Genomic DNA, 17,039 nt, shown 5'->3' with positions numbered 1-17,039 from the left:
GGAGTTTGTCTCAAAACATATAGTTTTTGATAGAAGCAAAAAAATATATATGAAATAGATTAGATTCCCGATTAAAACATTCGGGAATGACAAACGAGGTTGACAAACGAGGTTAACAAACGGGAATGACAAACGAGGTGACAAAGGAGGTTGATTTTGAGGCAAGTTCCCTGGAGTCCGTCTCAAAACTAAAAGTATTTTTTAAAAGTAAAAAAGAAACATCAAAAATGAAATGGATTCCCGATAAAAACATTTGGGAATGACAAATGGGGGTGGTTTTGAGGTAAGCTCTCTGGCGGACTCTTAGCGTCACGGCTCTAAATTACACATTAACCAAATAAATATCAATAAATGAAAGTACCATTATTAGACCTTAAAGCTCAATATGCGGCTATCAAAGATGAAATCAATAAAGCTCTTATCAGCGTCGCAGAATCACAGTATTTTATCCTCGGTCCTGAAGTAAAAAAACTCGAGGCAACGGTTGCCGAATATACAGGTACAAAACATGCAGTCGGAGTTTCTTCCGGCACCGATGCTTTGCTTATCGCACTTATGGCAATCGATATTAAACCCGGCGATGAAATTATTCTCCCGACTTATTCTTTCTTCGCTACTGCAGGCGTCGTTGCAAGACTGAATGCAATTCCGGTCTTTGTCGATTCGGATCCCGTATCTTTTAACATCGACCCGTCAATTATAGAGAAGAAAATATCTCCGAAGACAAAAGCAATTATTCCCGTTCATCTTTACGGACAGTCCGCAGAAATGGACGAGATCATGACTTTAGCAAAAAAACACAATCTAAGGGTCGTTGAAGACGGTGCTCAGGCAATTGGCGTTAACTATAAAGACGGCAGACGTCTCGGCTCAATCGGAGATATTGGCTGCTTCTCTTTCTTCCCGAGTAAAAACCTCGGAGGATTCGGCGACGGCGGTATTGTTACTACAAACGACGATGCTCTCGGCGAAAAGCTCCGAATCTTAAGGGTTCACGGCAGTAAACCGAAGTATTACCATAAAATGATAGGCGGTAATTTCAGGATTGATGAAATTCAGGCGGCTGTTCTTAACGTGAAATTCCCGCATCTCGACAGCTGGTCAGCCAAAAGAAGAGTTAATGCCGAACTTTACACAAAACTCTTCATCGAAGCAGGTCTTGCGGAAGATGAAGGCAGAATTTCTTACGACGACAAAAATAAAGTACTGCTGCCAAAAGCACTTTATAAAAATCCAGTCCCAAAACAAATCACGGGCGGTATCTATAACTACCACATTTACAATCAGTACGTTATCCGCGTTCAGAATAGAGACGAAATGCGAAAACATCTTTCTGAGAATGAAATTGGTTCTGAAATTTATTATCCCGTTCCGTTCCATAAACAGGAATGCTTCCGGGACCTCAATCAATCAGGTTTCCCGATTGCCGAGAATGCAGCTTCAACATCAATCGCTCTTCCTATTTACCCTGAACTCACAGAAGAAATGATAAACTTCGTCGTCCAAACAATCTCAAAAAATCTTTAGATTATTTTTTATTTTTGTGGTGTTTGTTACAAAGCAAAAACAGAGAAGAAATGATTTTCACCACAAAAACACGGAGGACACAAAGAAGAAAATAAGACAGAGTAAACAAATGATAGAGATTTTAACCGCAAGGATCGTCCGCCAAAGAAATGTCGGATCTGCGACTCGGATGCAGAGAAGAACAATTTATCTTGATAAGATCCCCGCTAAGAGCAAGCGGGGATGACAAATGGGGTTATGATAAACCAATAACTTATTTAAGTTAATCAGAAGCGGACAGATTTCAGCTGCCCGCTGTTCGCTAAGAGCTATTTATGATTACATCCCTCTCCTTCTTGCTCTGCATAATGAAAGAACTGTACGTATGCTTCAACATACTCTCTGCCTGCGGCAACATTATTAACGTCGAAATTCTTGAGTGACATAACTTTTTCAAACCGTTTTGTTAATTCGGGTATCATATCAAATGATACGAGAGTCTTTAGCGGAGTGAGGTCACCGATTTCTATTGCTTTATCGGCAGCTGCTATTTTCTTGTCGATAGGGGTACCATACGGCTTTATTCCTGTATAAGGAACTCCCTCACCGTTTCTGTGAATCCTGACGAGTGTTTCAAAGAAATACTTATCGGCAAGTTCCTTTGCATCATTACTTAGATTTCTCACTTTCATTGTAAGTGCGAATGCATCCGCAACTTCTTTTTCTTCGCTTGCTTTAACCCATTTTAGAACATAGTTTACATTATTCAACTCTATTGCTTTCTTTGCATCGGCAATAACAGGTCCTTCCATTGTGTCACAATGAGCATAAGAGAACTTCATTGCGAATGCCGTAAGTAAAATTACAGCAAGATAAAAAACTGATTTTATTTTCATATCTTATTTATTTAATTTTTAAAAATTATTCCAGATCCGGAGCCGCTTTATCAACTGACCACCCTGTTTTTAATCCTATTACAAACCATCCGAGTGCAAGTGTTCCGAGTGCAAATATCGTATCACCGATTACCCTTAGCCAGCGGAATACCTGAAGAACAGGATCCTGCATGAACTCAGCCGAACGCGCATACCACATCCCGTGATCAATGCTTGCAATAGTCTGCATAAGACCAACGGGCAGAAGACTAATCAAAACCATCAGCATGAGTCCGATGTTTATAGACCAGAATGCGAAACTTATAACATTATTTTTCCAGACATATTTTGCAGTCAGACCTTTCATAACAAAAAGCATGAGGCCTATTCCAAGCATACCGTAAACCCCGAACAGTGCCGTGTGTCCGTGAACGGGAGTAGTGTTTAAACCCTGCATATAGTAAAGAGCTATAGGCGGGTTAATTAAAAAGCCGAAAATTCCCGCACCGACAAAATTCCAGAATGCTACTGAAATGAAGCAGTAAATCGGCCACTTATACGCTTTTATCCATTCAGTAGACTTGCTGATTTTCAGATTGTGAAACACTTCAAATCCCATGAACACCAGCGGAACAACTTCGAGAGCGCTGAATGTTGCACCGAGAGCGATTACAGCAGTCGGCGTACCAGCAAAGTAAAGATGATGGAACGTACCGATAATACCGCCTGCAAGAAAGATGATCGTTGAAAAGAGTACTGCACTCGTAGCGGTTTTAATCTTTAACAGACCCATTCTTACGAACAGGAAAGCGGAAACGACAGTTGCGAAGACTTCGAAGAATCCTTCAACCCAGAGATGCACAACCCACCAGCGCCAGTATTCAGCGATTGTCAGATGTGTCTGTCTTGCCCACATAAGTCCAGCAGCATAAAAGGCGGCAATGGCGATAGATGCTATGAGAAACATAACAAGAAGCTGTCTATTCTCACCGGGTTTTTTCAGTGCGGGCATTAACGCTCTGACAAGAAGGAACAGCCAGATAAGTAAACCTGTGAATAAAAACAATTGCCAGAATCTTCCGAGGTCAACATATTCATACCCCTGATGACCAAGCCAGAAGTTTTCGACGTATCCGAGTTTCTGCATTATTCCCATCCATTGTCCGAACATAGATCCGACTACAATAATCAGCAATGCAATGAAGAGAAAATTAACTCCGAATCTTTGAAACTTCGGCTCGTGTCCCGAAACAGCAGGAGCAATATACAGTCCCGTTGCGAGCCATGATGTAGCAATCCAGAATATTGCAAGCTGTACATGCCATGTTCTTGAAACAGAGTAAGGAAGTAAGTTTGCGAGTGAAAGACCATAGAAACTATTTCCTTCAACACCGTAGTGTGCAGTAATTACTCCCATTATAACCTGTACTACTATGAGAGCGCATACAACCCAGAAATATTTCAGCGTGGCTTTCATAGAAGGAGTAGGGCTGCTTCCCGAGAGAGGATCATTTTTTGGAAGAGTAATTTCCAGGTTATCTTCATCTTTATTCTTTGCATAATAGAATGCAAGAAGTCCGATACCGAACAGAAGCACTATAACGCTGAAGCCTGTCCAGATAACGAGAGAAGACGACGGTGTATTACCGACAAGTTCTTCATGCGGCCAGTTGTTAGTGTATGAAATATCGTTACCGGGTCTTTGCGTAACACAAGACCACGAAGTCCAGAAGAAAAAGTTATTCATCTTTTCCATTCTGTCTTTATCGTTTATTGTGTTTTCATGAATGGAATAATCGTTACGAGTTTTCGCGAGTGCGGGGTCATTCATAAAAAGGCCCGCATAGTACTTGCCGATTTCTTTAATGGCATCGGCACGGACTTTTGAAACTTTCAATTCCTTTGTATCAGGATTGTAAGTGTTTGTTCTAAGTTCGACTTTCAGCCGCGCCTGTAGTACGGCTTTATTCTCACCGGAGAGCGATTCATAATCCATATTATAGATTTCTTTTGCCCATGTATTCAGTATATGTACAGCTTCGCGGTGAAGCCAATCAGCTGACCAGTCGGGAGCAAGATATGCGCCATGCCCCCAGACAGAGCCGACCTCCTGTCCGCCCATAGACTGCCATACATTCTGACCGTCTTTAATATCCTGACCTGTGAAAAGCACAGTACCGTCAGTGGTTACAACCTTATCGGGAATCGGGGGAGCTTTTAGGTACAGGTCAAATCCATAATAACCCAGGATACCAAAGGAGAAAATAATTACTCCTGCAAAAGCCCACCATAATTTTCTTGTTTTCATATTAAATTATTTTTAGTTTGTTTGTCTCTTACAATATATTGTAGTCAAGCATAGCGTTCAAAAAACAGCGGTCAGTGGCCAGCGTTCAGCGTACAGAAAACAGCGTACAGGCATTAAGCATAGCGTTCAGCGTTCAGCGGCCAGCGTTCAGTAAACAGCGTACAGGCATTAAACATAGCGTGCAGCGTTAAGAAAACAGCGTACAGCGATTAACCATAGCGTTCAGCGTACAGAAAACAGCATACAGGCATTAATCATAGCGTACAGCGTACAGCGTACAGATATCAGTTATGAGCTGTTAGCTGCTTCTCAAGCTCTATCGCCCTCGGAAACAGAATATTATTTTCGAGATGAATATGCCTGTGCAGGTCGTTTTCAAATTCATTCAGTTCCTGATAGAGAACTCTGTATGTACTGCACGCATCTTCAGGCGCAGAGTAATTATTGCTCAATTCCCTTATTCTATAAAGACCATCACCTGCTTCTACATGCTCCCTTTCCATTACACTTATGGGACCTGAGACGCTCCCAAAAGGAGGAGGGGCAGTATGCGTGTTATTCTTCTCAGCTTCAGCCATTGAAAGAATAAACGGAAAAAGCATTCTTTCCTCTTTCATCATGTGAGAATTAAGTTCATCGTGAACCCGTGAAAATATCTCAGCTATCTCAACAACTTCGGGATGATTTTTCCCGTGCACATTGCTGACTTTTTGTGAGTGCGCATAAATAACCGGAAGCATTTCCTTTGTATAAACGTGATGTGTGTTAAGAATATGGTTTGCAAGTTCGCCAATTGTCCATTCATCAGGGGATTTATCAACCGTTGCACCGTTAAGAACAGCATTGACTTGCTGAAGAACAGCATCTGCATCAAGTTTCTTTTCGATGCAAGCTTCCGAAAGAGGCCTATTACCCTTGCAGCAGAAATCAAGATTAAAGTTTTCGAAAATGCGTGCTGCTCTGAAATCCGATTTTACGATATCAGCAAGTGTATTTTGAGTTGTGAATTTCATTTGTTAATCCTTTCTTTTAAAATTTTCGTTATACAAAATTACTCAGAAAAGTGTTGAAAGGGTTTGACTTAAGTCAAAGAAATAAAATTTATTTAGCATATTTCTTTAGAGCCGGAAAATTAATAATATCAATCGTTTTACCTCTTACTTCCAAAATGCTTTCATTCTGAAGTTTTTTAAAAACTCTGGAAAGTGTTTCGTTTATCGTGCCGAGGTGTGAGGCTAGGTCGTACTTTGATATGCCGAGTTCAAGGGATCTAATACCCGGACAATCAGAACTTAACTTCTTTTCATACTCGGTAACAAGATAAATTGAAAGACGTTTAGTAACATCTCCGAGTGTAAGATTTTCTATGTGAGTGTTTAAAAACCTCAGTCTTCGTGCAAAGCTTGAAAGCATTTTAAGACAGGCATCATTATTCTGTTTTATGAATTCCGTAAACGGTTTTACCGGGATTTTGACAACAACCGTCTCAGTGTCCAGTGCCATAGCGTTTGCGGGATAAGTCCTCTCCTTCTCTATTATAGCAGAAAAATTCTCGAACATCGGTACCTCGCCGAAAGTACTTCCCGGATGTTCAAGATGAATGAGATGTTCACGACCTTCTTTCGAGATTTTAAAAATTTTCACAACACCTTCAAGTATGCCGTATATACCCGTGTAAGGTTCAGTATCAAAAAAAATTATTTCACCCTTCGAATACCTTTTTAAAGAAGAAAATTCCTTTATTGAATCTGCTTCTGTATCGTTAAGGTTTGAGAATAAGAAAATATTTTTTAAGTCGAAATTTATCATTCTGATTTTAAATGGAACTGTATTAGTAACAACAATAAACAGAGAATATTAGTTGATAAAAAATGTATGCAGCAGCTAAATGATTTATACATCAAGAAGATACAGGAAAATAGTAATTCATAAATTTAGAAACAGAAACTGCTCAGAATAAAAATTTAATTTTCCGGGAATTTAAATGAGAGTTTGATGTGTTATACAGATTAAATGTAATACTTTCAATTACCTACAAAAAACACTCCTAATAAATGAGGTAGATGAGGAGGGCTGACGGGGAAAACAGCTCTCCTATTTTTTTGCCATCATAGTAGTATTAATTCACATTCTTTCAAAATGACACTCGGATTCTCTCTCCTGAAGTGTATTCGTGCATTCAAAATTCTTCTTTTGTATAACTCCCTCGTATACGAAGCCAAAAATCGCTTATACTTCTGTCTTGAAATAATATCTTAATTATGGTAAATTAACCCGCATTCGTAGCTCAGTTGGTAGAGCAGCTGACTCTTAATCAGCGGGTCAGGGGTTCGAGTCCCCTCGAGTGTACGACGATAAAGCCCTGTAAAATATAGTAGTTACAGGGCTTTTTTGTCTTTATAACGAATCTATTTCTTGCAGGTGTCAGCAGTTTTGTCAGCACTTTTTGCAGAGTTCTGTATATCAAAGATAATGTTGAGTTCTTTACGTAAATTATCTGTAGAAACCGCCGCATAATATTTACGCGTTGTATGAGCATCATCGTGACCGAGCAAGTCTGCTATCTTAGCTTGATCAACACCTTTCGAAGCAAGATAAGAAGCAAATGTCTTGCGAAAAGTCTTCAACGTAAAAATATTTTTTTCCGTGATTGCTAAATGTTTTTTAACTCTTTGAAATCTTTTTCTTACAGTCTCAGAATTAAAATTCTTAAATATCCTTTCGGTCCTATCAGCATCTTTTAAATGGCTTAGTTCTGTTTCGATAAATTCTTTTAACTTATCATATATCGGAAAGATAATCTGTTTATTGGTCTTCGAGATGTTAACAACAATTTTACCGTTCTCCATATCGATATTACCAACAGTGAGTCCTAATACATCAATAGGCCGTTGACCGGTTAACAGCAACATCATAAGGAACTTGTAGTATGACTCGTCTCTTTCTTTCGCTGTCTGGAGAATGTCTTCAAGCATCTTCTCGCTAAAGAACACTATATTCTTCTTCACTCTCTTCGGTATTTGTTTCTTTCGTATCGGATTACGAAGTATGATTTCTTCTTCTACAAGAAAGTTGAAGAAGATTTTCATGTAATTAATATATGTAAGCATAGAAGAGTTTGCTACTTTCGATTTCAGGTTTTCAATGAACCTTGCTATGTGTTCTGATGTAATATCTTCTATCTTTGTTTCTGGCGGAACTACTTTCAAGAAGTGTCCCAAGGCATCCCGAAAGACGCCCTGATGTGACTCTGATTTTAAGTTCAAATGTTCGCGTTTAAATATTTCAACAAAATTAATTAACGTTTTACCTGTCGAGACAATGTATTTCTTTGATGAGATTAAATCCTCAATTTCTCTTTTAATCTTATCCGCCTCTTTTTCGTTTGCTCTTGTAGCTTTAAGGTACGTATTCTTTGAATAACGCTTTCCTTCAACAAGATAGTCTATATACCACAAATCTCGTTTTTTATATCTAGTTGCCATTAGTTTCTCCTTGTATGTTTATTAATTATTGAATCCACTTTTTTATTTATGAATTCTCTTGATGTAGCAAGTTGTTCTTCCTTTTGTTCTTCGTTTAATGTTCTGGCATTTTCTTCGACGAATTTCTTAAGGCTGATATAAGGGATTTTAGTACGTTTACCTATTATCAGTACTTCAATCTTGCCTTCTTCAATTAACTTTTTAACAGTATCATGTCTTACTCTTAGTAATTCGCGAGCCTCGTTGACCGAAAGTAATCTAAGACTTTCGGTCGATATTTCCTGACTCGAAGTTTGGGTGAGTTCCGAAGAACTCACCATTTGTTACATTGTTTAAATTTCGAAAACATCTTTTGTGCTTTTTATTTAATAAATTCTCCTTAAGGAGTATTAATTTATTTATTACAAATATTATCTCATAAATTCTTGTCATTCTTTATTTGCTATACTCCTTAGCCTTCCTTATTCTCAATCTCGTTAAAGAACTTCGCCAAATCCTTTTTTCTAAGTTCTTCTAACTTTTTATTAATTAATTCTTCATCTCTACAAGGACTTAACCCTAATTTTTCCACATATTTTTTTAAAGATCTAGAGAGCTCATAGGGTACAGGGTATTCGTCCGGATTTAATTCATGGATTGGTTTTTTAAAGGGTGGTGTTTTCTCGAAACACTTATATTTTGCTATGTCCTTCATTAAAGAAACAGATTCATTTACTAAACTTTCTAATTTACTTATAAAATCATCCTCGAGGAATAATTCGAGAAAAACTAATGCACTCTGATCAAATTCATTTCTGTTTACATCGCATTCGTTAAATTTTTTGTATGCATTATCAAATATCGCTTTGATTTTGGCATCTTTAATCTCAATTTGCCTACCTAATATTCTTATCTTCATTGGGTTTAAATTTAAATTGATTAAATAGGGCTTGCATTTATACAAGCCCTGTTTATAAATATTACTTTGTTTTCTTATTGTTTTTACTTTTCCTGTTATTTCTATTCTTATCATTTAAAACAGGGACATTTCTAAGTGTTATTATTTCGTCAATCAAGCCATACTTTATAGCATCATCTACTGAAAAATAAAAATCTCTTTCAGCATCCTGAAGTACTCTTTCTAAAGGTTGACCTGTGTGTAATGCTGTGATTTCAGATAATTTGAGCTTAAGCTTTTGTATCTCAAACATCTGTATCTGGATGTCGGTCACTTGTCCTTGGATTGTACCCATAGGTTGATGCATCATTATCTGAGCATGTGGATAAGCAAACCTTTTTCCTTTTGCACCCGCTGTGAGAAGTACCTGAGCCATAGAGCTAGCTTGTCCGAAACAGATTGTTGAAACTTCTGAACTAATAGAACACATGATATCATAAATAGCCAGGCCGGCAGTAACGCTTCCACCCGGACTATTTATATAGAATTCTATCGGATCGTGAGAAACAGAATCTAAATAAATAAATTTCGGAATTATTTCTGAAGCAGTGGCTTCTTCGATTACTGTATTTAAAAAGATTTTTCTTCTTTCGAATAATCTTTCCTCTGAATTTATTACTTCTATTTTATTCATAAATATTTTCTGCGTATTTGCAGTATTTTTTACAATATTTTCGGGTTTTTAAAATTCTGAATTAGAATAAGAAAAATCCTAATTAAGAATTGCCTTGAAGAAAAATTAATTGGGGTAAGTTTGATAGGTGTTTATCGATGTGTTTTTTATAAACTACTTTTTCGAACTTGTTACCCGAATTAAAAAAATGTTCCACTAATGTTTTAATACAAATAATTTAACATTAGTAAAATACATTCTGCTTTACTTTTACAAAATATCTCAACTTTGTAAGGTATCACATTATTTTAAAGAACGATTGTAATTCGGTTTTTAAAAGACCACGCTTTCTCGGTCTTGGCTTGAATGGAATCAGAATCCAAAGCAATATATAATGAAATTAATTAAATGTCAAGCTATTTAATAATAGATTATAAATAATTGATAATATAGTAAATAATATAATATCTATATTGATATACTATTACTAATATAATAAGGTATTATTATATGTTATATCAATAATATATAACTTGACTATTATATGTATTTTTCTTAATTTTGTAATAAATATCATGGTAATTAAATCTTATAAATATAAAGACAAGATTGATAAATCAGTTACTCTATATTATAGAGTGGTACTAAATAATGAAGATAAAAGAAAATTATATGAAGCTGAAAACTTCATTTTTCAACTAAAGTGTATTGCAACTCTATCACTGATATTTGACATTGGAAAAGAACTGGATACAAAAAATTTAGAATTTAAGGACAGACTTTTTCCAAGTTCTGTTTCAAAAAAATTATCATACTTTAATCCTGAATTCGGTTTACTTTTTTCACATAAAACAAAGAAGAACTATATTATCGCCATTCAGATAGATTATAAATATGATGGGAAGATAAAAATACGAGATATGTATATTTACAATACATATTCTCCCCTTAAAAGGCAGTATTTGTATCCATTTCCTGAGCCCGAATATCGCTTTTTAGCTGAACTGGATACACTGCTCCAAAATATATTTGAATTACCTAAGAAAGTACAATTATGTAAAAACTGTAAATTTTATCCTGAATACCAACAGAGAGGATATTGTCTGAAATGGCATCCGGATACAAGATTAACATGATTATTTCTTATGTATTTCATTTTGACATTTTTATTTTTAAAATACTGAAGATATAAATTTCTATTTAAACTATACCATGAAATTTCAATATAATAACTTTGGTGAATATACTCTTCAATCAGATTTGTTTAAGGACTTTTGGTTCTTAAAATGTCAATTGGTTAAAGGATTTCAAAACGAAAACCAGGAATTCACACTTAAAGAAGAGCACTTAAATATGCTACCCGATATTCATAAAAATACTTTAGCACCTATAGGTCATTACGGCAAAGTTGATTTTGCCTCAAATGAACCCGATTACAATACCTTAAAAATAATAGTGTATTATGATTATGTAGATGGTATTAGTTTTGTTACTGAATTTAAAATAAACATGAGTACTGGTGTTGTTACTTTAAAGATATCAGTGAATATATACAAACCTGAATACAAAACACCACCAGAATTTCCAGAAGCTACAGTTGAGTGGTTGGAAAAAAATATAGACATGTACGAATCAGTTTGGGATGGTCATCTATCGGATAATATCAGTTTACTTGAACCAGCTAAACAAGAATTTATAGATAAAGTGATTTTAAAAAGGTATTCAACCAACTTTGAAAACTGGTTGAATTATCTGAGCAAGTTAAGAAGAGTACCTGATGAAAAAATACCGCCTTGTAGTGTCGCATGCCCGCATAAACATAAATTGATTATAAGCGGTGTTGAATATTGTAAAGATAAACTTTACAAATTGCTTTAGCCCAATATACCTAGTATGAATTTTCTTCACAAGCATACAAGTTTACATGTTTCAAATAGAAAATAACTAATATCACAGCATATTTTAGGCCAAAACATACTTATTTAACTGTTTAATCAGCAATTTAGACTTGACTTTTAATTTTATATTTTTTATGTTTGTATATAAAAACTAAGGTATTGCTTAAAACTTCATCCTGATTTAAACTTACCCTTGTTAATACCCTTCAAAAGGTTTTAGCCGAAATTGTAATATGGATTTGTAGTTTGCATTTGTGTTCAAAAAAGTCAAATGCTATCTATACATTAATGAACACATTTATAAATCTAAAATTACTGAAAATGGAAAAACCAAACAAAATTACAACTACTGGCGATTACTATTACGTTTACGACTCTGGTTACCTCGAAAAAAAGTGTATTGATAAATTAGGCGCTGTGGTTGCGGAGTACCTAACCACTATGGACGGTGATGCTGAACTTTGCAGGCTGAAGAAAGATATCGAAAGACTTAATACAAAATATAACGGGGATAAGTATGACGCCTGCTAATGTATGTACTATGATGCTTACCGAACAACAGAAGTTTATTTTGGAAGAACAGTTACGAAAAGAAAACGATAAACGAAAAGCTAAGTTCATCAAGAAAAAACTGAACCACGTTAATTCTCCTAAATTGGCAACTGTTTTCGACTCCTTGAAAGTCACATTCTCTGACAAGTTGTTTGATATCCCATGGCGGTGTTCGTTTGGTTTTTATCTGTATCTGATTCTTAAATCTCGAGTCAGGTTTATAGACTTTTGTGATATGCCGGAATATTACAAAATTGCGATTGCACAGGATTTTAATATTCTCAAGCTGAGCAAAGAAACAGGGGTATGCCGTAACACGATACGTACAGCCTATAAAGAGCTAATACAACTGAACCTCATTGAAGAAACAGACTACATAAAACCATTGCACAAGTCGACTCGAAGCGTTCTTGTTTACAACGATTTCTACATCTATGCTTTCGATTCAGAGTCTAAGAAAGTACTGTATTCTACAGAGGTACCACATAATTTTTATAATAACTAACCATTTAATATAGGAAAGGACTTAATTATGGCATACAACGATTCAAAAAAACATTTTATAAAAATAACACCTGAATTTCTTTTTGATGAGTACGATGTTTTTATAAGCGAATACACCCCCTGGGTATATTTATCATTAAAATTCAGGTTCAATTATTTCCTGCAGCATGCTCCTGATAAAAGATTCAAAATCCCTACTGAGGATATCACGAGTTTCTTTGGTATAAATTCTTCAACAGTATCAAGAGCTGTAAAAGAACTGACTCAAAAAGGATTTCTGGAGAAAACTGGTAAACTTTACAAAATCAAAGATGAAGTACTGTACAAAACTAAATACAAACCTGAATATGGAGAAGCTTTTACAACTAAGTATCCTGATTTTATAAAAGTGTATTTTGAACACTTAGACAGAATGATATACCGTGTTCGAGATTATATTCCAGCGAAGTATAAATCTAATAAATTCATTTTGAAGATTTTCGAGACATATTATTATTTAATATCTAAAAACCGACATTTTCTTTTAGATAGAGAAATGGTTGCATCAGAAGAGTGTATAAATTCGATTCACAAAGCGCTAAACTATGATAACAGAACTGTGAAAGACATCCTATCAGTACTGGAAAATTCCAGCTATATCAAATTGGGTGCTGATATAAAAATTACTACTATAGATATTTACTTTGAGCATAAAAAAGACACGGATAATAAGCCGTATATACCTAAAGCAGAAGAAGAAAACTTCTGGCCCATAGAAAACATACAGCAAAAACAAGAGTTGCAACCGGAAGAAGAGTTTTACATTAAGGAAGATCATGTTTGGAACGAAGAAGTAGAAGCTTATCAGATAGTAAAAACCAAAGTGAAAGGAAAAGAACCGAAGGGCAGACGTATTGGCGGATTCATCTATGATAACCCGATGGACGAATTCTCAGAATTTGGCAATCGTTTAAATTTCAATTATGACTGCACTACGAGTAACAATTAATGCACAATAAATGCTAAGTAGTGGTGCACAGTCTTAGTACCTGTGCAAATTGAAATAAGGACTCATGCAATCATTTATAAGTAACTGTGCATCACTGATTAGTAATTGTGCAAATGAAATAAGGACTCATGCAATATTTTAAATACATAAAAACAGCTACAATGCAATACAGTAAAGGGTTTCAGGGGGTTTGTCCTTCTCCTAATAGATTTAATAGATATTAATATATAATAAATAGATTATTAAATATACGGTTCTTCGAACCGGGGTTTGTTAAAAGATTTTTTTGTGATTACTTACATTTTTAGGTGGGTCGTTTAATTAGCACACGCAATACTTACTTTAGTTGGTTCGTTTTAAACTACGGAAGTGTAGAGATTCACAGGGGCCCGGATGCACAGCTCCTTATTCTGATTAAATAAAAATTTTTTGAATTAAAAATTTAATTAGCTTATACTATCTTTGTTAAAAAATTTAATATTATGGCAAAAACTATAAAACCAAATTACGAATCAATTTTTGTAGGGCTTGGTAAAATAACCGAGAACATTTACAAAGAACTTGGGGCAGGTTTTGATGAGTCAGTCGTACAAAATGCTTTTGCTATTGAATTCAGAGAAAACAGTATTAGTTATTTAAAAGAGTTAAACATAGAAGTATTTTACAAGGGACATTATGTTGGTGTTGATAGACCAGATTTTGTCTTGTTTCCTTCCTCGGATAATGCGATCAAATTAAATGTACCTTTAGTATTAGAATTAAAAGCTGTTACAGGTGCAATTAGTTCTGACCACAGAGCACAACTGAAAAGTTACTTCAAATCTTTACCTAAAAATAAGAATCATGATATTAGAAATATAACTTTAGGGATGTTGGTTAAATTTACAAAAACTGAAGACTTTAAATTACTTGACGAAGAACCCGAAACTGATACCACAGACGAGACTAAGAAGAAACCACCAAAAGAAAAACCAAAATTTGAAATGGAACTATGGGAATTCGACAGTACAAAAGAGGCAATGAATCTCATAGCTAGATTTCCAGAGTTTCCTAAAAAGGAAGTTAAAAAAACTAAAGCTACAAAAAAGACAAAGTAAAATGAATGTTATATGCAGTGGTTTTGGAATGAACAGATTGAAATTCAAAGTTCAGTTCAGTCAATCCGAGTTGAACAGTTACTACGAGAATGGACATGAAGCGAAATGTTTTTTAATGCTGAATGTACCAGTTGATGACAAAGACGATACCCCTGAACTAAATACAAATGATTTTAGATATTACGATTCAAATCAAGATGAATATAATGACCATAACCCCCGTACAGAAATATCGTTCGAATACATTAAAAAAGACGATAGTACTATAACCATTGAATTTTTTCTTATCTTTAGAGTTGATGAAGACATTATCATAGACCGTATCGATGTTAATTACAAAGGAGATAAACCCATTAGCCAGATTTTTACAAGCAGTATAATACCTTACTACTCAAAGCAAATTGAATTAATACTTGATAAAATTTTCAACCGTATTAATCAAGGGACTCTTTGCATAGAATGTCATTATAAATTTGTTAAAACATTCGGTCGATGTCATAGGATTTACAAAAGATAATTATTTGACTCACAATCCACACCAACAAAAAAGGGGAAGGTTAATCCCCCTTCTTTAATGTTATACCACCAAAAAAATTCCATTTGATTTATTAACACAAATTATTAATTTACGTTAATATTAATAATCTCCTTTTCGAAGTAGAGATTATTACGTTCTTTGCATAAGAATTTGTACGTAGCTTTTAAACGTTTCCTCACGAAAAACTGGTAAATTTTCATTTTAAGGAAAACGTGTAACAAAAGGCTGCGTCCCATATATATTTTGGGACGCTGCTTTATTTGTTTTCATGTTTCCTTGAACATGGCATACCAGTGCCTTCGTGAGGGATGTGTTTACTTTTAAAGTATGCGTCCCTTTTTTATTATACCAGATGTTATATTTTTTATAAAACATTACTGAAAGGATAAATAATGCCGAATACTATTGAATTTTCAGACGAGTTTGAAAAAAGAATAGATAGAGTAACTAATATTCATATCTATCTAAATGAATTATTGGATAAACTTCCAGATGCAGTACCTGATGCGATTAAAGAAAAAATTGTTAATACAATATCAGGTAATGAAGGATTGAAAGTCTTAATAAAAGGGATTAAAGAAAGACGAGCTCCTAGATTTATATTAGTTGGAAGAACCGGTTCCGGGAAAAGTAGTTTAATAAATGCACTGTTTGGGAAATATTTAGCTCATACATCTGATGTTATGGTCGGTACATATAAAATTAAGAAATACGATTATTACTTAAATGGAAAATTGATTTTTGAGTTTTTAGATACACGAGGTATAGCAGACTTGGGCAAAGATTCAATTGATGTATTAATAAATGCAGTAGGCATTTTTGCTCCCGATGGAGTAATGTATGTTAAAAGGGCAAACGATAGGGATAATTTGGAAAAAGACTTAGAGGCGTTAAGTAAAGTTTTAAATAAAATTAATGATTTCGTAAAAAATACTTTTAATACAAATATACCTTTAATAGCTGTACTAAATGCATCAGATGAATTAATGCCCGCTCGTTTAAAAAAACCGGAAGAATATGACAACCGTAAACTTAAAAATATTAAAGATTCAGAAAAACAATTATCTGATTTGTTTATTAATTATAATATTCAAGCCGTTGAGATAATTTCTGTTTCATCATATTTAGAATGGAATTGTGAAGGTCATCCATCAGATTTAAGTGAGTCTAAAAGACAAGAATTAGAAATTTCTTTTGATGGGAGATATCAAATTGATAAATTGTTAAATTTAATAGAAAATAATATTGATTTGTCTGCAGCTATTTATTTGATGATGTTATCAAGGTGTGAACATGCAGTTAAAAAAATTGCAAATAGATTTATCCATTCTTTTTCATCGGCTTCATCAGTTATTGGTCTTGCACCTATTCCCTTTTCTGATATTTTTGTTTTACTTCCATTACAAATAATGCTAACAATGTTAATCGCCTATTTGGCGGGCAGAGAATTAAACTGGAATGTCGCAAGAGAATTTTTATCAGCAATGGGCCTTATTACTGGTGTTGGAATGTTATTTAGATGGACAGCTCAACAACTTTCCAAATTTTTAAATGCCCCCTTTCCTGGCTTTGGTAGTGCAATAAGCGGTGCAATAGCTTATACTGGCACTTATACTATAGGAAAAGCTGCTGTTGCTTATTTTATTGATGATATTTCAATTGAAGATATAAAAAGCAAACTAAGTTCTTTTAAAAACGAGGGGGACGCGGAACAAAACCTTGTTTCATAAAACAAATT

The 17,039-nt window shown here is 34.8% G+C and carries 17 protein-coding genes and 1 tRNA gene; 10 read left to right on the top strand and 8 right to left on the bottom strand.

What is annotated here, in order from left to right; all coding sequences use genetic code 11:
• Window positions 1-351: 351 nt before the first annotated feature.
• Window positions 352-1,527 (top strand): DegT/DnrJ/EryC1/StrS family aminotransferase, encoded by a 1,176-nt coding sequence (locus WC644_01330; protein MFA5010569.1) that lies wholly within the window; start codon window positions 352-354, stop codon window positions 1,525-1,527.
• 308 nt (window positions 1,528-1,835) lie between these two features.
• Here WC644_01330 and WC644_01325 read toward each other — a convergent pair whose 3' ends face one another.
• The 4 genes from WC644_01325 to WC644_01310 form a co-directional block, all read right to left on the bottom strand.
• Window positions 1,836-2,402: a DUF6448 family protein gene (locus WC644_01325; GenBank protein MFA5010568.1), complete on the bottom strand. Its 567-nt coding sequence runs from the start codon at window positions 2,400-2,402 to the stop codon at window positions 1,836-1,838.
• A gap of 25 nt (window positions 2,403-2,427) precedes the next feature.
• Window positions 2,428-4,689 (bottom strand): nitric-oxide reductase large subunit, encoded by a 2,262-nt coding sequence (locus tag WC644_01320; GenBank protein ID MFA5010567.1) that lies wholly within the window; start codon window positions 4,687-4,689, stop codon window positions 2,428-2,430.
• A gap of 284 nt (window positions 4,690-4,973) precedes the next feature.
• On the bottom strand, window positions 4,974-5,702 hold the full coding sequence (gene ric, locus WC644_01315) for an iron-sulfur cluster repair di-iron protein (protein ID MFA5010566.1): 729 nt from the start codon (window positions 5,700-5,702) through the stop codon (window positions 4,974-4,976).
• 88 nt (window positions 5,703-5,790) lie between these two features.
• Window positions 5,791-6,498: a Crp/Fnr family transcriptional regulator gene (locus tag WC644_01310; protein ID MFA5010565.1), complete on the bottom strand. Its 708-nt coding sequence runs from the start codon at window positions 6,496-6,498 to the stop codon at window positions 5,791-5,793.
• 467 nt (window positions 6,499-6,965) lie between these two features.
• Between WC644_01310 and WC644_01305 the strand changes: the two genes are divergently transcribed.
• Window positions 6,966-7,038 (top strand) — tRNA-Lys (locus WC644_01305).
• A 59-nt stretch (window positions 7,039-7,097) separates the two neighbouring features.
• On the opposite strand, the gene WC644_01300 is transcribed toward WC644_01305, so the two are convergent.
• From WC644_01300 to WC644_01285, 4 genes are all read right to left on the bottom strand, one after another.
• Entirely contained in the window at window positions 7,098-8,174 is a 1,077-nt protein-coding gene (locus tag WC644_01300) for a tyrosine-type recombinase/integrase (protein ID MFA5010564.1), read from the bottom strand.
• A complete protein-coding gene (locus tag WC644_01295; protein ID MFA5010563.1) occupies window positions 8,174-8,494 on the bottom strand; it encodes a helix-turn-helix domain-containing protein in 321 nt (106 codons plus the stop codon). The genes WC644_01300 and WC644_01295 overlap by 1 nt, the downstream gene beginning before the upstream one ends.
• Before the next feature lie 131 nt (window positions 8,495-8,625).
• Window positions 8,626-9,072: a hypothetical protein gene (locus WC644_01290; GenBank protein MFA5010562.1), complete on the bottom strand. Its 447-nt coding sequence runs from the start codon at window positions 9,070-9,072 to the stop codon at window positions 8,626-8,628.
• Window positions 9,073-9,133: 61 nt separating this feature from the next.
• Window positions 9,134-9,745 (bottom strand): ATP-dependent Clp protease proteolytic subunit, encoded by a 612-nt coding sequence (locus WC644_01285; protein ID MFA5010561.1) that lies wholly within the window; start codon window positions 9,743-9,745, stop codon window positions 9,134-9,136.
• A 554-nt stretch (window positions 9,746-10,299) separates the two neighbouring features.
• On the opposite strand from WC644_01285, the gene WC644_01280 reads away from it, so the two are divergent.
• The 8 genes from WC644_01280 (at window position 10,300) to WC644_01245 (ending at window position 17,031) form a co-directional block, all read left to right on the top strand.
• Window positions 10,300-10,860, top strand: a complete 561-nt coding sequence (locus tag WC644_01280) for a hypothetical protein (GenBank protein MFA5010560.1) — start codon at window positions 10,300-10,302, stop codon at window positions 10,858-10,860.
• Between the two features lie 217 nt (window positions 10,861-11,077).
• Window positions 11,078-11,602: a hypothetical protein gene (locus tag WC644_01275; protein ID MFA5010559.1), complete on the top strand. Its 525-nt coding sequence runs from the start codon at window positions 11,078-11,080 to the stop codon at window positions 11,600-11,602.
• Between the two features lie 341 nt (window positions 11,603-11,943).
• A complete protein-coding gene (locus WC644_01270; protein ID MFA5010558.1) occupies window positions 11,944-12,153 on the top strand; it encodes a hypothetical protein in 210 nt (69 codons plus the stop codon).
• Entirely contained in the window at window positions 12,140-12,679 is a 540-nt protein-coding gene (locus WC644_01265) for a hypothetical protein (GenBank protein MFA5010557.1), read from the top strand. The genes WC644_01270 and WC644_01265 overlap by 14 nt, the downstream gene beginning before the upstream one ends.
• Before the next feature lie 27 nt (window positions 12,680-12,706).
• On the top strand, window positions 12,707-13,666 hold the full coding sequence (locus WC644_01260; protein MFA5010556.1) for a hypothetical protein: 960 nt from the start codon (window positions 12,707-12,709) through the stop codon (window positions 13,664-13,666).
• A 482-nt stretch (window positions 13,667-14,148) separates the two neighbouring features.
• Complete coding sequence (locus WC644_01255) at window positions 14,149-14,763, top strand: GxxExxY protein (protein MFA5010555.1); 615 nt, start codon at window positions 14,149-14,151, stop codon at window positions 14,761-14,763.
• Between the two features lie 28 nt (window positions 14,764-14,791).
• The gene (locus tag WC644_01250) at window positions 14,792-15,280 is read left to right on the top strand and encodes a hypothetical protein (GenBank protein MFA5010554.1); all 489 of its coding nucleotides are present in this window, start codon (window positions 14,792-14,794) and stop codon (window positions 15,278-15,280) included.
• Between the two features lie 413 nt (window positions 15,281-15,693).
• Complete coding sequence (locus WC644_01245; protein ID MFA5010553.1) at window positions 15,694-17,031, top strand: GTPase; 1,338 nt, start codon at window positions 15,694-15,696, stop codon at window positions 17,029-17,031.
• Window positions 17,032-17,039 lie beyond the last annotated feature (8 nt).

The sequence above is a fragment of the Ignavibacteria bacterium genome, from assembly GCA_041649015.1.
Lineage (GTDB): Bacteria > Bacteroidota > Ignavibacteria > Tepidaquicellales > Tepidaquicellaceae > CAIKZJ01.
Note: the sequence above shows the minus strand (reverse complement) of the source record. Positions and strands in the feature narration are given on the sequence as shown.